Source organism: Paenibacillus lemnae (assembly GCF_012933385.1).
GTDB classification, from domain to species: Bacteria; Bacillota; Bacilli; order Paenibacillales; family Paenibacillaceae; genus Paenibacillus_AQ; species Paenibacillus_AQ lemnae.
Window position 1 is genome coordinate 25256 of record NZ_JABBPN010000023.1, and the last position, 19986, is coordinate 45241.

22 protein-coding genes and 1 riboswitch are annotated in these 19986 nt (G+C 47.1%); of the genes, 18 read left to right on the forward strand and 4 right to left on the reverse strand.

Annotated elements, in window-relative coordinates; all coding sequences use genetic code 11:
- Positions 1–35 precede the first annotated feature (35 nt).
- A complete protein-coding gene (locus HII30_RS18750; protein ID WP_169506577.1) occupies positions 36–965 on the forward strand; it encodes a manganese-dependent inorganic pyrophosphatase in 930 nt (309 codons plus the stop codon).
- A gap of 195 nt (positions 966–1160) precedes the next feature.
- Positions 1161–1682, forward strand: a complete 522-nt coding sequence (locus tag HII30_RS18755) for a hypothetical protein (protein WP_169506578.1) — start codon at positions 1161–1163, stop codon at positions 1680–1682.
- Between the two features lie 49 nt (positions 1683–1731).
- Here the strand turns inward: HII30_RS18755 and HII30_RS18760 are convergent, their stop codons facing one another.
- Together HII30_RS18760 and HII30_RS18765 are read right to left on the reverse strand one after the other, a co-directional pair.
- Entirely contained in the window at positions 1732–2223 is a 492-nt protein-coding gene (locus tag HII30_RS18760) for a hypothetical protein (protein ID WP_169506579.1), read from the reverse strand.
- 96 nt (positions 2224–2319) lie between these two features.
- Complete coding sequence (locus tag HII30_RS18765; RefSeq protein WP_169506580.1) at positions 2320–2712, reverse strand: DoxX family protein; 393 nt, start codon at positions 2710–2712, stop codon at positions 2320–2322.
- A 342-nt stretch (positions 2713–3054) separates the two neighbouring features.
- Between HII30_RS18765 and HII30_RS18770 the strand changes: the two genes are divergently transcribed.
- From HII30_RS18770 to HII30_RS18845, 16 genes are all read left to right on the forward strand, one after another.
- A complete protein-coding gene (locus tag HII30_RS18770; protein ID WP_246246701.1) occupies positions 3055–3273 on the forward strand; it encodes a hypothetical protein in 219 nt (72 codons plus the stop codon).
- A 287-nt stretch (positions 3274–3560) separates the two neighbouring features.
- A complete protein-coding gene (locus HII30_RS18775; RefSeq protein WP_169506582.1) occupies positions 3561–4445 on the forward strand; it encodes a WXG100 family type VII secretion target in 885 nt (294 codons plus the stop codon).
- An 18-nt stretch (positions 4446–4463) separates the two neighbouring features.
- The gene (locus tag HII30_RS18780) at positions 4464–4664 is read left to right on the forward strand and encodes a hypothetical protein (RefSeq protein WP_169506559.1); all 201 of its coding nucleotides are present in this window, start codon (positions 4464–4466) and stop codon (positions 4662–4664) included.
- 6 nt (positions 4665–4670) lie between these two features.
- Positions 4671–4973: a DUF4176 domain-containing protein gene (locus tag HII30_RS18785; protein WP_169506583.1), complete on the forward strand. Its 303-nt coding sequence runs from the start codon at positions 4671–4673 to the stop codon at positions 4971–4973.
- Positions 4974–5170: 197 nt separating this feature from the next.
- A complete protein-coding gene (locus HII30_RS18790) occupies positions 5171–7240 on the forward strand; it encodes a bifunctional aldolase/short-chain dehydrogenase (RefSeq protein WP_169506584.1) in 2070 nt (689 codons plus the stop codon).
- A 93-nt stretch (positions 7241–7333) separates the two neighbouring features.
- The gene (gene rhaA / locus HII30_RS18795) at positions 7334–8596 is read left to right on the forward strand and encodes an L-rhamnose isomerase (protein ID WP_169506585.1); all 1263 of its coding nucleotides are present in this window, start codon (positions 7334–7336) and stop codon (positions 8594–8596) included.
- A 14-nt stretch (positions 8597–8610) separates the two neighbouring features.
- Positions 8611–10086 carry a rhamnulokinase gene (locus HII30_RS18800; protein ID WP_169506586.1) on the forward strand — a complete coding sequence of 492 codons (1476 nt, stop codon included), beginning with the start codon at positions 8611–8613 and terminating at the stop codon, positions 10084–10086.
- Positions 10087–10113: 27 nt separating this feature from the next.
- The gene (locus HII30_RS18805; RefSeq protein ID WP_169506587.1) at positions 10114–10890 is read left to right on the forward strand and encodes a DeoR/GlpR family DNA-binding transcription regulator; all 777 of its coding nucleotides are present in this window, start codon (positions 10114–10116) and stop codon (positions 10888–10890) included.
- Between the two features lie 24 nt (positions 10891–10914).
- The gene (locus tag HII30_RS18810) at positions 10915–11658 is read left to right on the forward strand and encodes a (Fe-S)-binding protein (protein ID WP_169506588.1); all 744 of its coding nucleotides are present in this window, start codon (positions 10915–10917) and stop codon (positions 11656–11658) included.
- Positions 11655–13157 carry a LutB/LldF family L-lactate oxidation iron-sulfur protein gene (locus tag HII30_RS18815; RefSeq protein ID WP_169506589.1) on the forward strand — a complete coding sequence of 501 codons (1503 nt, stop codon included), beginning with the start codon at positions 11655–11657 and terminating at the stop codon, positions 13155–13157. Before HII30_RS18810 ends, HII30_RS18815 begins: the two co-directional genes overlap by 4 nt.
- Positions 13157–13891 (forward strand): LutC/YkgG family protein, encoded by a 735-nt coding sequence (locus HII30_RS18820; RefSeq protein WP_169506590.1) that lies wholly within the window; start codon positions 13157–13159, stop codon positions 13889–13891. Before HII30_RS18815 ends, HII30_RS18820 begins: the two co-directional genes overlap by 1 nt.
- A 274-nt stretch (positions 13892–14165) precedes the next feature.
- A complete protein-coding gene (locus HII30_RS18825) occupies positions 14166–15647 on the forward strand; it encodes a UDP-N-acetylmuramoyl-L-alanyl-D-glutamate--2,6-diaminopimelate ligase (RefSeq protein ID WP_169506591.1) in 1482 nt (493 codons plus the stop codon).
- An 82-nt stretch (positions 15648–15729) separates the two neighbouring features.
- Positions 15730–16824, forward strand: a complete 1095-nt coding sequence (locus tag HII30_RS18830; protein ID WP_169506592.1) for a PQQ-dependent sugar dehydrogenase — start codon at positions 15730–15732, stop codon at positions 16822–16824.
- A gap of 109 nt (positions 16825–16933) precedes the next feature.
- Positions 16934–17272 (forward strand): four-helix bundle copper-binding protein, encoded by a 339-nt coding sequence (locus tag HII30_RS18835; protein ID WP_211184684.1) that lies wholly within the window; start codon positions 16934–16936, stop codon positions 17270–17272.
- Positions 17273–17599: 327 nt separating this feature from the next.
- Positions 17600–17732, forward strand: a riboswitch (cyclic di-AMP (ydaO/yuaA leader).
- Positions 17733–17736: 4 nt separating this feature from the next.
- Positions 17737–18210, forward strand: coding sequence for a C40 family peptidase (locus tag HII30_RS18840; RefSeq protein WP_169506593.1), 474 nt, complete (start codon positions 17737–17739; stop codon positions 18208–18210).
- A 74-nt stretch (positions 18211–18284) separates the two neighbouring features.
- Entirely contained in the window at positions 18285–18674 is a 390-nt protein-coding gene (locus HII30_RS18845; protein ID WP_246246710.1) for a 2Fe-2S iron-sulfur cluster-binding protein, read from the forward strand.
- Here the strand turns inward: HII30_RS18845 and HII30_RS18850 are convergent.
- Positions 18671–18958: a hypothetical protein gene (locus HII30_RS18850; protein ID WP_169506594.1), complete on the reverse strand. Its 288-nt coding sequence runs from the start codon at positions 18956–18958 to the stop codon at positions 18671–18673. The two genes, HII30_RS18845 and HII30_RS18850, sit on opposite strands and share 4 nt — an antisense overlap.
- A 41-nt stretch (positions 18959–18999) precedes the next feature.
- Positions 19000–19866, reverse strand: coding sequence for an AraC family transcriptional regulator (locus tag HII30_RS18855; protein WP_169506595.1), 867 nt, complete (start codon positions 19864–19866; stop codon positions 19000–19002).
- Between the last annotated feature and the right edge of the window lie 120 nt (positions 19867–19986).

Below are 19986 nucleotides of genomic sequence, written 5' to 3' on the forward strand. Positions count from 1 at the left end.
AGAACGTATCGTACACAATGATGGAGGTTTTTAGGATGAGTAATATTTTGGTGTTTGGACACAAAAATCCGGATACGGATACAATCTGCTCCGCAATTGCTTATGCTGAATTGAAGAAAGAACTCGGCATTCAGGCAGAGGCAGTTCGTCTGGGAGAAGTAAACGGAGAGACACGTTTTGCTCTGGATACTTTTAAAGTAGAAGCCCCTCGATTGGTAGAAACCGTATCGAACGAAGTGACGGATGTTATTCTGGTTGACCACAACGAACGTCAGCAAAGTGCTGCCGATATCGATCAGGTTCGGGTCATTGAGGTTATTGACCACCACCGGATCGCCAACTTTGAGACAAGCCACCCTCTCTACTATCGTGCAGAACCAGTAGGGTGTACAGCAACGATCTTGAACAAGATGTATAAAGAAAAAGGGGTAGCCATCCGTAAAGAAATTGCCGGATTGATGCTCTCTGCGATTATTTCAGACTCTCTGCTGTTCAAATCTCCAACCTGTACAGAAGAAGATATTGCTGCAGCTAGAGAACTGGCTGAAATTGCAGGGGTCGATGCGGATCAGTACGGTTTGGACATGCTGAAAGCCGGCGCGGATCTAAGCGATAAGACGATTGCTCAGCTTATTTCACTGGATGCGAAGGAATTTCAAATGGGCGGAGCCAAAGTTGAAATCGCTCAGGTTAATGCTGTGGATACCGCTGAAGTCCTTGCACGTCAAACAGAAATTGAGCAGGCCATTTCCGGAATCATTTCCGATAAGAATCTTGATCTGTTCGTCTTTGTCGTCACTGATATTCTTAACAATGATTCCGTAGCTTTAGCACTGGGCAGCGAATCTCGCGCCGTTGAGAAAGCGTACAAAGTTTCCTTGGAGAACAACACAGCCCTTCTTAAGGGAGTTGTATCCCGCAAATCACAAATCGTACCGGTGCTGACTGAAGCATTTAGCCAATAATTTAATGAAAGACACAGGTTGAATAATTGTCATTATTTTGCGGAGATTTTGAAACCCTTTCGATCACCTTACACCTTATACTTATGACATGAAGACACAGGGATTTTGTATGCTGCGTTTAAATCTGCTGGATGGCGGGTAATGGAATATACATGTCGATCGTCTTCATTTCACAGCAAGGGAGAGGGCTAAGTGATGAAAAAGGTGTTTTTAAAATGGGCAGGCGTATTGGGACTTGTACTTATACTTACTACAACAGTAGGCGCAGCAGCTCCCGGGAATTCTGAATATACACCAGTCCAGAAATCCGATAATTTAAAGACAGTCTTTATTCAATCTCTTGAAATGAAGAATGGCGAAATGAAGCTCGTTGTTGACCCTATTCAGTGGTATGAAGGTGAAGAGGCTCACGAAATATTCCGCAAGCTTGAAGGTGACCCGGAAATGATGGAAGCACCGGACGGATATTATATTGTGAATGATGAAGAAGAAGCAATTGAGCTAACGGTCAAGAACAATGCACAGGTACTTCTGCAGCTTTATGACCATACAGGTTTATGGGAAGATGCGCAGATTATTTGGAATCAGGAAGTTACGTTGAACAAATTTAATTCCATTTTCAAAAACGATAATCTGATTGATATGAAATGGTTTCCTTACCATGTTACGGTGGAAGACGGTGTTGTCACTCAAATCATTCAGCAATACATCCCATAAATGACAAGAAGAGCTCCTCGCTGATTAGCGACGGAGCTCTTCTTATCTTTCAGATGCTGTCTTTCTTGCCGGGATTCTGTAAAGGTTGCTGACTTCTGCTGCGGTGATCGTGATGCTTACTATGTTTTCGATCCATCAGTCGTTCTGCAGCTTTATCAAAATTCAGAGAAGTGCCAAGCGGAACAGGTGCTAGGGAGGCCCTGGCTTTCATCAACTCGACCAACTTAGTTTTGAGATCTTGTCTCGAAATCCCCTGTTTTAAAGCAATCTCAGAGAGGGTTGATTGGGAAAGTGCCCTATGAAGCTCTCGAGGGTTCATATGGAGAAAGTCAGCTAATTCTTTAAACATGCCATGTTTATGAGGAGATTGACGCTTAGGCTCCACTTGGGACTTCACCTTTGGTTCCGGAGAGATTTCCGCTTGCGATGTAACCTCCTTATCCAAGGAGGCCGCATCTATGATAGGGCTTCCTGCAGTTATACTTAAGATTACGGCTATGATCGTGAGTTGTACAAGAAGCTGCATTCTACGCAATTTCATATTGTTTCCGCCTTTCTGTATAGATGATGGGTCATGTACAGTGTGTCCGACTGACCAAAAATCATCCCGAAATAGGACGGATAACGGAAAAATTGTTTAATTGGAGCGGCTTCTGTTAAACAGAGCATCCACAGACCATTTGCCAGCACCTGTGAAGATCAGGGAAACGGCCATAGCCATTAATGCAACATCAAGCTCGTATCCTCCCAGGAAACCAGCTGAACTTTTAGCTGTAAAGACCGCTACCAGCAAAATCACAGTCACGATGATGGAAACAACCCGGGTACCTGCTCCAGCAATCAGCAGAATGCCGGCTGCCGTCTCAATCACGGCGACCACGCCAGCCATATAACCTGGAATCCCGATACTTTCGAAAAATCCGCTAATATTACTAATCCCGCTTTGAAATTTGTCCAGACCATGGACTAGAAATATAATACCCAGCACCACCCGTAAAATGAGTACACCTAATGATACATTAGATTTCATGTTAAAAAGCCTCCTTCAGATCATTTAAGTTAATAACTAACTTTAATATAGTCAAAACTCATTTCTGAATAATAACTGTATTGCTTAAATAAGTCAAGTATCTATATTTTCAATAGTTAACATTATGAAGATAAATAGGCAGGTCTTGATCAGCGTTCGTGATATTTGCGGATGTCCCCTTTCTGCGAGGAAGAATAAGATGAAAAGAATTCAGAAGGGGAGGTGTATTTTAACTTGCACATGATCAGTCCTTTAAATGCGGACGGCTGCCGTCCTTACGTCGGTCAACATGTCTGCGCAGTGCTACATGATGGAACAGAGGTAGTTGGTACTTTACAAAGCGTGGACCAGAAAGGGCTGTTTTTTGAACCGGTCCAGGGAGAAGTGAACATTCTCTCTAAAGCGGGAGCAAAAGGCAAGAAAAACATGCCAAAAGGAAACAATGTTAAAACATCTTCATGGGGATACAACTATGGACCCGGGTACCCAAATCCTTATAGAGGTCTGTTAGCATGGGAAGCCGTTGCATTTCTGCTTCTTGTTCCGCTCTTGTTTATCTGAATACAGGTCAAATCAACAAGCCCCTGAAGCTGATGATCACAGACCAGGGGTTTATTTATGGCATGATATCATGTCAGGTAAAATGTAACTATACAGTAGAGGAGAGCTAGCCCTTTGTACCGAAACAATTAGAACAAAAGATTCATTGTGATGTAACCTTATTTAATTCTAGAATAGAAATATGTGGTATGTCCGATTTATTTCAGGGTAAATACATGGTGATCTCACATTGCTGTGCATGTTTTTATACCCTGATGATTCATTTCTACCAAAGGAGCGTTGTAGTGATGTCCAATCGAATTTTAATAACTCCAGAGCAATTAGATCAGGTCTCCTCCCAATTTTCTCAGTCTGGACAGCAGAGCAGGGAAATTGTCCGCCGACTGGAATCCAGTATGATGGGGATGGAAGGTCAATGGGAAGGTATGACCCGTGAGCGGTTTTATGGGGATTATCAGCAGGCACGGATGACAATGAATAAATTTGTAGAGTGCCTACATAGTGTGTCTACTGAATTGAAGCAGATCTCGGTGAAATTTCGTACGACGGATCAATCGTCCTCGGGTAACGTTATGGGACCTGGTATGATGGCAGCATCTGCAGCCGCGACCGCAGGGGGGATAGGCGGCATGGCAGCAGGCGCAGCAGCTGCTGCATCAGGCGGCACAGGAGCTTCCGCAGCAGCTATGCGCAGTACGTCAGCAGCGGCCTCAACCAGTGATGATAAGAGCATCATCGATAAAATGATTGATGGTGTGTCGGTTGAGGGCAGTGTCATCGAAGAGCGGGAAGGCGGCTGGTATGGAAAAGTACTTACCGGTAATGCAGAAGCAGGCCTTACAAGCGGAGCATCCGCAGGGGGTGCTGTGATTGAAGCCGGATATGAGAATGAGCATGTGCAGGGATCTGTAAGCCTGATTGATGCTGAACTTGGAGCTCAAGTCAAGGATGGTAACCTGGAGGTGGCTGCTGAAGCAACGCTGAACAAATACGAAGGCGGCGTGAACATTCCGCTCCCGTGGACTGACAAGGAGCTGCATCTTGGCGGATCAGCATCTCTTGGGGTTGCGGGCGGCTCTGCTGAAATTGGCAAGGACGGAGTCAAATTCCATCTGCCCCTTGGACCAGGTGTCAGCCTCTTTGGCTTAGGCGGCGGAGTCTCGGTTAAGTAGCATAAGGGAGGTTAGACCGTGCAAGGGAACAGCAAGAAGTTCAAACAGATTATGACCGCGATTGCGGTCATTGGAGTACTCGGTACGGTCATTCCTAACTTGATCGATTCCGATATGCCTCCATCAGAGAAAGCGGTAATATGTACAGCCTATTTGATATTCATACCTTTGGTTACAGCGGCCATTTACTGGGTCGGTAAAAAAATGATGAAGGGATGATATGATATGGAACAGATCCAAGAGGAACTGCTGCCTATCGGTTCCGTAGTGACATTTAAAGATTGGAATCAAACACTCATGATTTATGGCCGTATGCAGAATGACTCCAAGAACGGGAAACGCTGGGACTATGTAGCTTGTTTTTATCCCCACGGCAATATTAATGCGGAGTCCAATGTTTTTTTCAATCATAAGGATATCTCGAAGGTTGTATTTAAAGGGTATGTGAATGAAGAAGAACACAAGTTTCGGGAACTGCTTCTGGAGGGCATTGCAAAAGCAGACGAAGCTGCAGCTAATGTAAAATAATATTTGAACGAAACTGTTTTTGAGACGGTGTGGAGCCTCGAAAACAGTTTTTTTATTTTTCATATCATTAATTATATCAAAACAAAACCAAAACAAAACCGAAACAAAACCGAAACAAGTATAAATAAATGTTTTCAAACATAAACGGGCGTGTTATGATTTTAATAGACAGACAAATTGAGAGGAGATCATTACACATGGTTCAAAGCTTATGGGATCAATCTAAAGGGAATCAAGCAGAGCGTACATTAGATGAACTGGTATACCGTTCCAACATTATTGGGGCTGACCGCAGGGTGTGCAACTGGGGAGGCGGCAATACATCCAGCAAGACAGTTGTGAAAGACTTCCGCGGCAGAGACGTCGAAGTCATGTATGTGAAAGGCAGCGGATCTGACCTGGCCAGCATGAAGGCTTCTAATTTCACAGGCCTTCGGATGGAAGATATTCGCCCGCTGTTTGAACGTGAATCCATGCCTGACGAGGAAATGGTTGCCTATTTGGCACAGTGCATGATTGATGCCAAGGATCCGAGAGCTTCTATTGAAACCCTGCTTCATGCATTCCTTCCATTCAAACATGTGGATCATACTCACCCGGATGCAATCATCAGCTTATGTTGTGCTGACAACGGCAAAGAGCTGGCTAAAGAAATTTTCGGTGACCGCTTTGTATGGGTTCCTTATGTAAGACCTGGATTCACCCTGTCCAAAATGATTGCCGAGGGCGTCCTGAACAACCCTAAAGCGGAACTCGTGCTTATGGAGAAGCATGGACTTGTCACTTGGGGAGATACGTCGGAAGCATGTTATGCTCAGACCATCAAGATCATTAGTGAAGCCGAACGTTTCATTGAAGACAGAGTGAACGAAGAGTCACTGTTTGGAGGCGTTAAACATCAGGCACTGTCCTCTGAACAACGCCGCAGTATCGCATCTGCTGTTATGCCGGCCATTCGGGGAGCCGTTAGTGACTCCAAGAAAATGATCCTGTCCTTTGATGATCAGGATGATGTACTGGCATTTGTTGGCGGAAAAGACTCACCGGAGCTGTCTCAGGTCGGAGCGGCTTGCCCGGATCACCTGGTACATACCAAGATGGTTCCGCTGTTCATCGACTGGACACCGAATGCGGATGACATTGAAGGCCTGAAGGTCAAGCTGCAGGAAGGCATTGCCGCTTATAAAAAGCAGTATGCGTCCTATTTCGAGCGCAATCATCATGATGGAGACGTGATGTTTGAAGCAGCACCTCGCGTGATCCTCATCCCGGGTATCGGAATGATCAATTCCGGGAAGAGCTGGGCCATGTCTCAGGTTAGCGGCGCTCTTTATCACCGTGCCATTGCGGTAATGCGTGGAGCGACAGCACTTGGACAATTCGTGTCGTTGACCGAGAATGAATCCTACAATGTAGAATACTGGCCGCTGGAGCTTTATAAGCTGTCTCTTGCACCAGCCGAAGCGGAATTCTCGCGCAAAGTGGCTTTTATTACTGGCGGTGCCGGTGGCATTGGCAGTGAAACCGCTAGACGTTTTGTAGAAGAGGGTGCACATGTTGTCCTGGCAGATCTGAATTTGGAAGGTGCTCAGAAGGTAGCTGCCGAGATCAACACCAAATACGGCGAGAATCGTGCATTTGCAGTTAAAATGGATGTTACGGATGAGGAAGCTGTACGTCAGGCTTACAAAGACACTTCCCTTATGTACGGTGGCGTTGATATCATCGTCAATAATGCAGGCCTTGCTACTTCCAGTCCATTCGAAGAAACTTCGCTGAAAGAATGGAATTTGAATATGAATGTACTGGGTACCGGATATTTCCTCGTAGCCCGTGAAGCGTTCAAAATCATGAAGGAGCAGAGTGTGGGAGGCAGCATGGTGTTCGTAGGATCGAAAAACTCAGTATACGCTGGCAAGAATGCAAGTGCATACAGTTCGGCCAAAGCACTTGAAGCCCATCTCGCTCGTTGTATTGCTGCAGAGGGCGGACAGTATGGCATTCGCGTAAATACGGTTCTTCCTGACGCTATTCTTCAAGGCTCTGCAATCTGGAATTCGAATTGGCGTAATGAACGTGCTGCAGCATATGGTATTGAACCGGATCAGCTGGAAGATTACTACCGTAAACGTACAACCCTGCTGGTTAACATCTATCCTAGGGATATTGCTGAAGGCATTGCCTTTTTCGCTTCTTCGAAGGCGGAGAAAACAACCGGGTGCATGCTGACGATTGACGGTGGAGTTCCTGCGGCATTTACTCGTTAATAACCTTATCTGAGCATTGTCCTGAAAAATATACAAGAGACGCTGCGAACAGCTTTTACTGGTTTAAGGCGTCTCTTTTTAGGAGGAAAAAGTATGCAAAGTGAAGTTGCTCAAAGTTATGAAGAGGCCAAAAAGCTGTACGCCCGTCATGGGATCAACACCGACGATGTACTTCAGAAATTGGAACAGGTTAAAATCTCCATGCACTGCTGGCAGGGAGATGACGTGCAGGGCTTTTTGTTCAAAGATCAGGAATTAAGCGGAGGGATATCGGTAACCGGTCAGTACCCGGGTGCAGCCCGAACCGCAGATGAACTTCGATCCGATATTGAGAAAGCGTTCTCACTCATTCCGGGGAAACATAAAGTAAACCTGCATGCCATTTATGCAGATACAGAGGAAGATGTGGACCTGGATCAGCTGGAGCCGAAGCATTTTCAAAACTGGGTAGACTGGGCCAAGGAGCAGGGACTCGGGCTTGATTTTAATCCAACCTGCTTTTCTCATGAAAAAAGTAAGGATGGCTTCACGCTCAGTCACCCGGACCCGGAAGTCCGGCGTTTCTGGATTGATCATTGTAAGGCTTCCCGTAAAATCGGAGCCTATTTCGGAGAACAGCTGGGTCAGACCTGTGTGACCAATATTTGGGTGCCCGACGGTTATAAGGATGTGCCTGTGGATCGTCTTGCACCGCGGCGACGTCTTAAGGAAGCACTGGATGATATTTTTGCGGAAGAGATTAATCCGGCGTTTAATCTGGATGCCGTGGAAAGCAAGCTGTTCGGGATCGGTTCGGAAGCGTATGTGGTCGGCTCCCATGAATTTTATATGGGATACGGAATCACCAATAACAAGCTGATCTGCCTGGACGCAGGACATTTCCATCCAATGGAAGGTATTGCAGGCAAGCTGTCTTCCCTGGCTTTGTTCACAGATGGTATACTGCTGCATGTCAGCCGGCCAATGCGCTGGGACAGTGATCATGTCGTGACCATGGATGATGAATTGATTGAGATCGGACGGGAACTGGTTCGAAATGATCTGCTGGCAACGACCCATGTGGGCCTGGATTTCTTTGATGCCAGCATCAACCGGGTAGCTGCCTGGGTCATTGGCACACGCAATACCATCAAAGGCATTCTTAAAGCTATGCTGGAACCGACCGATTTATTAAAGTCTGCCGAGTTGGAAGGCGATTACACAACACGCCTGGCTCTATTGGAAGAATTCAAAAGCTATCCGTTCGGAGCGGTGTGGGATTATTATTGTGAGAAGAACGGGGTTCCCGTCCGTGAAGAGTGGCTTACGGAAGTGAAAGCGTATGAAAAAGAGGTACTGCTGGAGCGGCAGGCATAAATGGAGCATCTGATATGAGTACAGCCATCGCTTTCGATCTTGGTGCCAGCAGCGGAAGAGCTCTGCTGGGGCGTCTGGATCATGGAGTCATGTCGGTTGAGGAGATACATCGATTCTCAAATGACCCTGTGCGGGTATCAAACCGCCTGCACTGGGATGTTCTAAGGTTGTTTCACGAAATCAAGCAGGGGCTGTTATCCGGAAAACAGAAATTCGGTACACCGGGATCCATCGGTATTGATTCCTGGGCTGTTGATTTCGGGCTGATTGGACAGGATGGGGAACTGCAGCGAAATCCTTACCATTATCGGGATATTCATACCGATGGGATTATGGAAGAGGTGCTGGAGAGTATTCCGGCTGCTGAAATTTTCAGCAAAACAGGGATTCAGTTTTTACCATTCAACACCATTTACCAGCTGGCTGCGCTGCGTAAATATCAGCCCGAACTGCTGAACAGCGCAAGCCGGTTCTTGATGATACCCGACTTAATGCGTTATTTCCTGACTGGTGAACAGCTGGGTGAGTTCAGTAACGCGACGACCACACAGCTGTATAATCCGATTCAGGCACAGTGGGATCAGGACCTCCTCCAGCGCCTGAATCTTCCCTCCGGGATCTGTCCTCCTGTGCTTCATCCGGGAGAAGAGGCAGGCAGACTGCGCGCTTCCATAAGAGAGGAATTGGGACTGGATGATATTCCCTTCTATACAGTTACAGAGCATGACACAGGCTCTGCGGTTGTGGCTGTCCCGGCTTTAGAACGAGATTTCGCTTATTTGAGCTGCGGTACATGGTCCCTTATGGGAACGGAAGTGGAGCAGCCGGTCATGCATGATCAGGCACGAGAACTCAATTTTACGAACGAGGGCGGTGCATACGGTACATTTCGGCTGCTCAAGAACATTATGGGACTGTGGATTCTCCAGGAAAGCCGCCGAAGCTGGGAGAAGAAGGGCCTTTTGTATTCTTTCCCTGAATTGGTTAATATGGCTGAAGAGGCTGCAGCGTTCAGAACGCTGATTGATCCTGATGATGATCTGTTTCTGCCGCCAGGTGATATGCCGGCCCGGATTCAGGATTATGCAGCTAAAACATCTCAGCCTGTCCCTCAGACACCTGGTGAGATCACCCGCTGCATACTGGAAAGTCTGGCGTTAAAGTACCGGATGGTTCTCGGCCATACGGAAATGCTGTCAGGTCGGTCCTTCCGTGGTCTGCATATGGTAGGCGGCGGAATCCAGAATGAGGTCCTATGTCAGTGGACAGCGAATGCTATTGGCAAACCCGTCTGGGCTGGACCAGCGGAAGGCAGTGCGATCGGCAACCTGGCGGTTCAGTTTATTGCGAGGGGAGAGCTCTCGGGTATAACAGAAGCCCGTCAGGTGATACGACAGTCTTTCGGGGTAAAGGTATTTGAACCGGATATGTACAGTATATGGGATGAAGCCTATGGGGCTTTCTGCCGGCTGCTGTCTTCCGAAGGATAAAATTGAACAGTAAGGGATGAAAAATAAATGCTGGTTGCGGAACGTTACGAGAGGATTGTACAGTTGGTCAATGAACGGGGAAGCATTCGGGTAACCGAATTAAGCGAGATTTGCGGAGTTACGGAAGAAACGATCCGTCGCGATCTCGATCGGCTGGAGCACTCCGGACGTCTGCGCCGTTCGCACGGCGGTGCTGTCAGTATAAAGGATCAGCTGAGCCCCGGACGTTCCCAGCCGGAGACGCCTTTTACGGAGAGAGAAGTAGCGAATGCTGCTGAAAAGCAGAGGATCGCCGAGGAAGCGGTTAAGCTGATTGAGCCCCATCAAAAAATACTTTTGGATGCTAGCACTACGGCCTGGTATATGGCGCGGCTCATTCCGGATTTTCCGTTAACTGTACTGACCAACTCTATTAAAGCTGCGGCCGAACTTGGCGGCAAGGAGAAAATCGAAGTCATTTCGACGGGGGGGATCATGGCTCACCGCTCCCTGTCCTTTGTCGGACCTCTGGCAGAGCGCTCGCTGGAGTCGTACTATGTTGATCAAGCCTTTCTTTCATTTAAGGGTGTGCATCTTGAAAGAGGACTCAGCGAATCCAACGAGCTGCAGGCCAGAGTCAAGCATAAAATGGTTCATATCGCGGAACAGGTCGTTCTTCTCGCAGATGCCAGCAAGTTTGGTGTTCAGGCCTTCAAGCAGGTGGCTGATCTGAGCTGTGTCAACAAGCTCATCACCGATAACCGGTTGGAAGCCCATGAACATCAAATATACAGACAACTTGGAATTGAGGTTATCACGGTATAAGGAAAGATCAGGGGGGTGCAGCACATGAAAATATCCTTATTTGTTACCTGTTTAAGCGACACACTGTTTCCCCGCGTCACGGAATCGATGGTGCGGCTTCTTGCCCGTTACGGCCTGCAGCTGGAGTTCCCTGAACTTCAAACTTGCTGCGGTCAGCCCGCTTATAACAGCGGATACTGGGATGAGGCGCGAGCAAGTGCCAAAACGATCCTTGACGCATTTGATGACAGTGATTTTGTTGTATCGCCTTCAGGCTCATGCACTTATATGGTTCATCATTACAGCAGCTTGTTTAAGGACGATCCGGTTTATTTACAAAAAGCAGAGCTTTTACAGAAAAAAACGTATGAATTCAGTCAATTTTTAGTTCAAGTGTTAGGTGTTACCGATGTCGGTGCGACATTTAAGCATAAAGTGACCTACCATCCTTCCTGTCACGGAAGCCGCCTGCTTGGTGTCAAAGAAGAGCCGATGGAGCTGCTGCGCAGTGTTAAGGGGCTGGAACTTGTCCCGCTGCCTTTTGCAGATGACTGCTGTGGATTCGGAGGTACTTTCGCTGTAAAAATGGCAGATATATCAGGAGCCATGGTTACAGAGAAGGTGGATCATATCGTCGAAACCGAAGCCTCCGTTCTTGCCGGTCTGGATATGGCTTGTCTGATGAACATTGCTGGCAACCTCCGCTATCGCGGGGAAAAGGTACGTGTCATGCATCTGGCAGAACTATTGTACGAAGGTCTGGAAGAGAAAGAGGTGAAACAGGCATGAGTACAGAGGGCAAGATGAGTGTAAAGAACCGGGCACGCCTGGCGCTGAACAATGATTTTTTGCGCAGTGCGGTCCGGTTTACGACAGAACGTCTGAGAAGCGGCAAGATTCAGGCATCTGCGGATCATGGCAGCTGGGATGAGTGGCGGGAACGAGGCAGACAGATCCGGCTCCACACGATCGCCAATCTGGACTATTATTTAACCCAGTTTGCAGATAATGCGAGAGCTAATGGTGTACATGTACATTTTGCAGACACTGCAGAAGAAGCTGTACAGCTGTCTCTCAATATTGCCAAACAAAAGTCAGCCCAATCTGTCGTGAAGTCAAAATCGATGGTCTCCGAGGAACTTCATCTTAACAAAGCGCTGGAGTCGATCGGTGTGGAAGCGGTGGAAACGGATCTGGGTGAATACATCATTCAGCTGGCGGACGAAACACCGTCCCATATTATCATTCCTGCTATTCATAAAAACCGTTACCAGATTGCAGATCTGCTCTCCAAAGAAGCAGGCGAAACTCTTCCGCCGGACACATCGATCCTAGCAGGATTCGTTAGAAACAAGCTTCGGGAAAAATTTCTCGATGCAGAAATCGGGATGACGGGCTGCAACTTTGCGATCGCTGAGACAGGATCCATGGTGCTGTTCGAGAATGAAGGTAATGCAAGGATGGTAACAACCGTCCCGAAAACACAAATCACATTGATGGGCATGGAGCGGATCATTCCCTCATGGACTGATCTGGAAGTCATGGCTACCCTGCTGCCAAGGTCAGCAACGGGGCAGAAGCTCACCGTCTATATGTCTGGCATAACAGGACCCCGGCGGGATGAGGATGGGGACGGTCCGGATGAGATGCATATTATTATTTTGGACAACGGACGATCCCTCCAGCTGGGTGATCCCGAGTTTCAGGAACTGCTGAATTGTATCCGCTGCGGAGCCTGCCTGAATGCCTGCCCGGTATACCGGCAAATTGGCGGCCATGCCTATGGAGGTACGTACAGCGGACCGATCGGTGCGGTGCTGACTCCTGCTTTGAAAAAAAATGTTGCCGAATGGGATGATATTGCGAATGCGTCCAGCTTGTGCGGCGCTTGCTATGAAGCTTGTCCGGTTAAAATCCCGCTGCATGATATGCTGGTCTCTCTTCGCCGGCGCAAGGTAGAAGCTGGAAGAGGCAATAAGCTGGAAGGTTTGGGCATGAAAGGGTTTGCCGCGATTATGAACAATTCCAAACGGTACCGGGCCGTCATTCGTCTGGGCAAGATTGGACAAAAGCTGGTCGCCCGTTCGGGTGAAATTCGACTGAAGGCGGGTCCTCTGAAAGGATGGAATACTTACAGGGTTACCCCTACGCTTCCCAAACATTCCTTCAGGGATAAGTGGCCAACACTGGAACAGGAAATCCGAGGGGGCCTGCAGAACATGCCGAGCGGCATGGAACAACGGCTGCAGAACATCATGAAAGATCGAAACAAGGGAGGCGGTTCATAATGAGTTCTGATTCACATGAAGCATGGCTGGCAGAGCTGGAAGCGGCTTCGCGTCAGAAGCAGGAAACCTTTATGAACGGAATCGCTTCCAAGCTGAGAAGACCTCGGGTAACGAACAGGCCGGATCAGCCTTTCCGTGGTGCACCTGACTTTTGGGAATCCTTCCAATGGAGTTCTGAGGAGCGGATCAGCATGTTTACGCAGAATTTTCAAGCTGCCGGAGGTCATGTAATCCATGTTGCTGACGCTGTTCAGGCTGCTGATTTTATAACCAATAAAGCGGAGGAAATGAAAGCAGCGCGATTGCTCATGCAGAATCAGCCTTCTCTTCTGGCTCTTGATCTTCAACAGAGGCTTTCTCAGGCTGAAATTTCTGTCTGGAATGATCAACCGGAAACCGACTGGCGGGCGAAGGCCGCGGAAGCCGATTTCGGAATCGTGGAGGCAGATTATGCGGCAGCTTACACAGGCTCAATGACGGTAATGTCTTCCGCGAACAAAGGAAGGTCGGTGAGCCTTTTGCCAACAGTGCTCATCGCAATCATACCAGTAGACCGTCTTAAAACACGTCTTGGTGAAATCATGTCTGACTTTGACGCAGCAGGCCGTGAGGGTCTGCCGGCCGGCATTCATTTTATATCTGGACCCAGCCGCTCAGCAGACATTGAGAACGATTTGACGATTGGTGTTCATGGACCGGGGATTGTATATGCCGTTCTGGTCGACAGCTGGTGAATAAATTGAAGTTTTTTTGAAAAAGCCTTGTTCCCTTGAATTCAACCTAGGGGCAAGGCTTTTGTCTATTATTCATGAGGATGATGTTTCACGGGTTTGCGGTCCAGCGTTTTCCGATGTCCAAAGTGGTGTAAAAGGTACCATGAAGTGCAAAGCTTAATACCGCTTCAACGTACGGACACCGTGTACGAAAGACTTGCTTGGAAAAGGGAATAGGGGGAGCGGGAATGGGAAAACTTTTACGAAGACACATCATCTTGAGTGAGGACAAGCCATGAAACTAAACCAATTATTAAAGGGGATTTTATTTAAACAGATTACAGGAAATGAAGAGACGGAAATTAGCTGCATTCACACAGATTCAAGAAGTGTAAAGCCTGGCAGCTTGTTTATATGTCTGTCGGGATTTAAAGCGGATGGTCATCAATTTGCACAGCAAGCGATTCAAAATGGTGCGTCGGCAGTCATGGTTGAAAAGCCTCTGCCCGGCGTCCCTGATGGGGTGACGGTTATTACCGTGCCTGAAACGAAGCGCGTGCTGCCGATAGTCGCCAGCACTTTTTATGATCATCCTTCATGTAAACTCCGTATGATCGGAATCACGGGCACGAACGGAAAAACGACCACCTCGCACATGGTAGAACATATATTAAACAAGTCGGGATGCAGTACCGGGCTGATTGGAACCCTGTATATGAAACACGGAGAGCTGCAGGTACCAACTGTCAATACGACGCCGGATCCCATCAAGCTGCAGGGATTTCTAAGATTGATTGCTGACCGGGGAGGCCGCTGTGCGGTTCTGGAGGTTTCTTCTCACGGCCTGGACATGGGCAGGGTAACAGGGTGCGGCTTTCATACGGCAGTATTTACGAATTTATCTCATGATCATCTGGACTTTCACCACCATATGGACGATTATCGTCAATCCAAAGAGATCTTGTTCTCGAGACTGGGGAACAGCGCAGATGATATGCTTAAAACCGCCATTCTGAATGGAGATGACGAGTCCTCATCCTATTATGCTAACAGAACTTCAGCTCAGGTATTGTCTTATGGACTGAACTCAGGTAATCATATTCGGGGCTTGGATGTGAGATGCAGCGGATCTCATCAACAATTTCTAATCAAGACCTATGATGGTGAACATCATTCTGTAACATTAAGGATGCCGGGTATTCATAATGTATATAATGCACTCGCTGCGGCTGCAGTATGTTTTTGCGAGGGAATGTCATGGGAAGATATAGTCAGCGGACTAGAGACGTTTGAGGGAATTCCGGGGCGATTTGAAGATATCTCCTCCGCAAGTTCATTTCAAGTAACGGTGGATTATGCACATAATCCTGGAGGGTTAAGAGCTGCACTCATAACTGCACGCGACGTGACAAAAGGGAAAGTGATTTGTGTGATGGGCTGCCGTGGAGAGCGGGATAAGCTTAAACGTCCCATCATGGCGGGAATCGCCGCCGATTTGGCAGATCATGTAATTTTTACCTCGGATAATTCCTATGCCGAGGATATCGAGAACATTTTTAATGATATGAAACAGGGATTAGAACGGGCTAAAATGGACCACATCCAGTTTATTAAAGACCGGAAAGAAGCGATTCAGCAGGCAGTTTCGAGTGCAGCAGCAGGAGATCGTGTCGTGATCACAGGCAGAGGACATGAAAAAGAACTAGTTACAGGTTCTGCTGTACAAAAGGCAAGTGATGCTGATTTGGTTAAGGAATGCATGCATTGTAATACTTGAGAAGAAGCTGCCGATTAACGGCGGCTTCTTTGAGTGTTATTGAGGGTAATATTTCACAAACACATGCTCGGGAGGTTAGAATATGATGTTCAAAAAATGGGCTTTGGTCATGTCTGCCATCTTCTTGCTCAGTGCATGTTCATCGCCAAACGGAAACAACCAGTCCTTGGAATCACCTGCACCTGCGGCGCCATCACCACAGGAAGATGAAAATCTGTCTTACAGTGTTATCGCTGAACAGCTTCAAATTCCTTGGTCTATCCAGTTCAGCGGGGAAGAGGCGTATATTAGTGAAAGAGAGGGACATATTGTGTCCGTGATTGAAGAAGTGACAAAACGGCTGCCCGTCAACACGAAACAGGCTGTGAAGGCGGTTGGGGAAGGAGGATTTCTCGGGATTGTCCTGGACCCGGATTTCACAGACAACAGACAAGCCTATGCTTATCATTCTTACGACAAGGAAGGACAGACTTTCAATCGTGTTATTCTTATCAAGCAGCAGTTGGAGTCATGGGAAGAGGTGAAGGCATTGATTGAGGATATCCCCGGATCCAATGTTCATAATGGAGGCAGAATGGCGTGGGGACCAGACGGAAAGCTGTATATTACGACAGGAGATGCGGGTAAAGGGGAAATGGCTCAGGACCCCGGCAGCCTCGGCGGTAAAATTTTAAGAATGAATCCGGACGGTTCGATCCCTGAGGATAACCCCTCTGCGGATTCCTATGTTTATTCACTTGGTCACCGAAATTCCCAGGGGCTGGCTTGGAGTGAGGACGGCACGATGTATAATGCGGAACATGGTCCGTCAGGCACACCCGGAGGACATGATGAAATTAACGAAATCCGAAAGGGTGAAAATTACGGGTGGCCGACCGTTATTGGAGACGAAGAAGCTGAAGGTACAGTGAGGCCATTGTATCATACAGGGGAGAAGGCAATCGCTCCATCGGGTATCGCATTTGAACAGGATGACCAGCTGCTTGTCGCAGGTTTAAGGGGCGAGGCGTTATTCCGTTATCATGTGCAGGACAATCGGCTGGAGACTGTATTGGACGGCGTGGGCAGGATCCGTGACGTGCATTTACACAATGACAGCATCTATATCATTACGAATAATACCGATGGACGGGGCTCGCCGTCTGAACAGGATGACCGGCTGCTTTTGCTGAAATAAAAATTTGCCTCATCGAAATTCCAGTCTGATTAATTATGTTGTAAAGGTTTAATAGTATTAGATAGCCTCACATGAGGAGGCGCAATGACCAGAAGGGAGTGTTACTTTTATGTCAACGATCTCACCGGATAAAATGAAGCAGTGCATGGATGAATGTCTGCGATGTATGCAGGCTTGTAATCACTGTTACACCTCATGTCTTGAAGAAGAGAATCTGAAGATGATGAAAGAATGTATCCGACTGGACCGCGAATGTGCAGATCTTTGCGAATTTGCTGCTCATGCCATATCGATAAACAGCTCCTACATTTCTCAGATTTGTGAAGCTTGTGCCGAGATGTGCGAGAAGTGCGGCAATGAATGCAAAAAGCATGATCATGATCACTGCCAGCAGTGCGCCGAAGCCTGTTTCCGCTGTGCGGAAGCCTGCCGCGCGATGGTCGCATAATTATAACCTCTTTAAACTGTCCGGCATGCGATTCATCGCAGCCGGGCAGTTTTTTGTGTTTTATATAATGAAATTTAGATAATACCTTCTACAGCGGAGGTGACAAGTGATTCTGGAGAAGCGTCAGCGTTCGCATTTGTCTCCAAAATGTTACTACAGACTATAATTCAAGCGTTTTGGAGACAAGAGCGATCGGAGGAACACTTGCCATCGCAGCCACCACGAAAGGTAATTTTTAATTTCATTTTATGCATTACAGTTTTGTCACAAAAAAAGATTGACAGCTCGTCCTGGAATATACTACATTTATGAGAGAGTTACAAAAACTTAATCATTATGCCGAATTTCGACTTGAAAACGGGGGAACCACAACCGGGTGAATTATTCTTGTTACAGAGGGAATATAGGGGACCCTTAACCGAACCCTTAGCTAACTCCGTAGGCACCGAAGGGAGCACAACTTGTTGAAGAAGCTGCTATTATCCGTACTAGGTTCAGCACTCATCTTTTCTTCAGTATCGGCAACCGCATTTGCTGATCAACCCCGGCTTCAGGCTGAGGTTACAAAAGTAGTAGGAACTCCTTATAAATGGGGCGGCACCACGGTTAAAGGATTTGACTGCTCCGGTTTCATTTTGTACATATTCAGTAAATATAATTTAGAATTGCCCCGTACTTCAGCTGCACAGTCCAAAGCGGGTGAACATGTAGATCCTGACAATTTACGGACAGGTGATCTCGTCTTTTTTAATACCAGCGGCAAGGGAGTCTCCCATGCAGGTATTTATGTCGGAAACGGACAATTCGCTCATGCTTCTACGAGCAGAGGTGTCAGAATCAGCAAGTTGAGTGAGTCTTATTATGCGAGCCGTTTTGTCACAGCTCGTCGTGTCATCAGCCAAGAGGATTATGTTAAGATGGTCGGCGAGGTCAGCTAGTAAACAAAGTAAAAAACCTGCGATGAATTTCGCAGGTTTTTTGTGTATAGTGGACAACAGGAGGTGCATTAACCTTGTTCAAATTTTGGAAGAACCGCACCCTAAAACGAAGCTCTGCATTAAAACCGGATCATTACCGGCTTAAGACTGAAAAGAGAGAAGGAGAGCGAACACTGCTCCTTGTCAAAGGAGAACATCAGCGTTCCGTCGTTCCTGAAGCCGGAGTGACGATTCTGCAGCATGCCGAGAATAATGAAGTGGAATGGAACTCATTTTGCAAAAGAGGAACTTGTGCCAGATGCCGCTGTGAGATCACAGAAGGTATCGGTCTGCTGTCAGAACCGAATGAAGCAGAACAAGCCCGTTTGGATCCTGAAGAAATTGAAGAAGGATACCGTCTGGGATGCCAGACGACAGTTACCGAAAGTGGTGACATTACAATCAAGCATGCGCCCTATTTCTAACGAATACGGTTTGAAGGGATGCTTTTTTTAAGTTTATCAATATATTGTTTTCCCTCCAGTAGGGACAATCCTAACGCTTCTCGAGCTTCCTTGACCGCTTGGATTTCCTGATGGCCTTGAATCAGCTGAATCAGCCGCTGTTCCAGTTCATGGTCAGTGATGCCCAAATGAGAGGCAATCTGATCAAGCTTGCGGCGCTGGTAATTCAACTTTTGATCCACGTGAGTAAGGCGGTTTAATATCAAAAATCCGATGAGAAATGCTACCAGCCAGAACCATTCCATGTTAAACAACACATCCTTTCTGCAGTAAATTCCCGCTGAGACTAGTCTTCCAGGTTTCCGCCAGATTGAATGATTTCCCGGTGCCGGGTAGGGGTGATCCCCGTCATTTTCTTGAACAGCATGGAGAAGTACTTTTCATTCGTATACCCTACTTGAGATGCAATTTCATGGACAGGCCGATCAGTCTCACACAGTATCCGCTTTGCTTCTTCAATACGCCGGGAGATCATATAATTGATCGGGGAATGGCCCAGTTCCTTTTTGAACAAATGGGACATATAATGCGGGCTGACGTACAGTGTATCTGCAATATCTTTGAGAGTAAAGCTTTGAGTATAGTTTTTGTCTATAAAATGTTTCGTGCGCAGTGCGATTTCATGGATGCCTTTATAAGATTGATACTGGGATTTGGCATCGATAATTCGATAAATGACCGTGATTAGCGACATTAGCAAGTTCGAACAGATCGTTTCATAGCCGAGAACCTGGGACTCGCACTCCTGAAGAATTTCAGACAGATAGCTTTCCACTTTTCCCGCGTAGCTGTCGCAGGATATGACGGGTTCAATATGTGGAGGAAGCAGCATTCCTTGAGGAATGCCTTCGATATATAAATGTTCCAGACCACAGTATACGACTTTGAAGTTATCTGTTGACCGGGATCGCTCTTCATGTGTAACTCCCGGATTATAAATCGCTGCATCGCCTTGATGCAGTTCATATGTTTTTCCGCCAATATTGAACTCGCCCGAGCCTTCTGCTATATAGATGATTTCACAAAAACCATGAATTTGCGGCGGTGCGTAAAACGAGCTGTCCTCCATAACCTGTCCTGCGAACAGAAGCTGGGGAATTTGTTTGAAACGGAACTGGTCACTTTTGTGATGTGAAATTTCGATTTTTGGCATATGGCAACCTCCAGGTACAAATAAGCTGCAATTATCGTTCACTGTGATTATTGATCAGCTAGAACTATATTATATAACAAAGTTCACTCTATTGCTGGTTTAAGCGTACGTAATCCGCAA

Coding starts and splice junctions, on each gene's coding strand:
- HII30_RS18815 (WP_169506589.1), top strand. CDS start 11,655: ATGAGTACAGAGGGCAAGATGAGTGTAAAGAACCGGGCACGCCTGGCG.
- rhaA (WP_169506585.1), top strand. CDS start 7,334: ATGCAAAGTGAAGTTGCTCAAAGTTATGAAGAGGCCAAAAAGCTGTAC.
- HII30_RS18850 (WP_169506594.1), bottom strand. CDS start 18,958: ATGGAATGGTTCTGGCTGGTAGCATTTCTCATCGGATTTTTGATATTA.
- HII30_RS18765 (WP_169506580.1), bottom strand. CDS start 2,712: ATGAAATCTAATGTATCATTAGGTGTACTCATTTTACGGGTGGTGCTG.
- HII30_RS18820 (WP_169506590.1), top strand. CDS start 13,157: ATGAGTTCTGATTCACATGAAGCATGGCTGGCAGAGCTGGAAGCGGCT.
- HII30_RS18830 (WP_169506592.1), top strand. CDS start 15,730: ATGATGTTCAAAAAATGGGCTTTGGTCATGTCTGCCATCTTCTTGCTC.
- HII30_RS18855 (WP_169506595.1), bottom strand. CDS start 19,866: ATGCCAAAAATCGAAATTTCACATCACAAAAGTGACCAGTTCCGTTTC.
- HII30_RS18790 (WP_169506584.1), top strand. CDS start 5,171: ATGGTTCAAAGCTTATGGGATCAATCTAAAGGGAATCAAGCAGAGCGT.
- HII30_RS18750 (WP_169506577.1), top strand. CDS start 36: ATGAGTAATATTTTGGTGTTTGGACACAAAAATCCGGATACGGATACA.
- HII30_RS18785 (WP_169506583.1), top strand. CDS start 4,671: ATGGAACAGATCCAAGAGGAACTGCTGCCTATCGGTTCCGTAGTGACA.
- HII30_RS18805 (WP_169506587.1), top strand. CDS start 10,114: ATGCTGGTTGCGGAACGTTACGAGAGGATTGTACAGTTGGTCAATGAA.
- HII30_RS18760 (WP_169506579.1), bottom strand. CDS start 2,223: ATGAAATTGCGTAGAATGCAGCTTCTTGTACAACTCACGATCATAGCC.
- HII30_RS18825 (WP_169506591.1), top strand. CDS start 14,166: ATGAAACTAAACCAATTATTAAAGGGGATTTTATTTAAACAGATTACA.
- HII30_RS18835 (WP_211184684.1), top strand. CDS start 16,934: ATGTCAACGATCTCACCGGATAAAATGAAGCAGTGCATGGATGAATGT.
- HII30_RS18775 (WP_169506582.1), top strand. CDS start 3,561: ATGTCCAATCGAATTTTAATAACTCCAGAGCAATTAGATCAGGTCTCC.
- HII30_RS18810 (WP_169506588.1), top strand. CDS start 10,915: ATGAAAATATCCTTATTTGTTACCTGTTTAAGCGACACACTGTTTCCC.
- HII30_RS18755 (WP_169506578.1), top strand. CDS start 1,161: ATGAAAAAGGTGTTTTTAAAATGGGCAGGCGTATTGGGACTTGTACTT.
- HII30_RS18800 (WP_169506586.1), top strand. CDS start 8,611: ATGAGTACAGCCATCGCTTTCGATCTTGGTGCCAGCAGCGGAAGAGCT.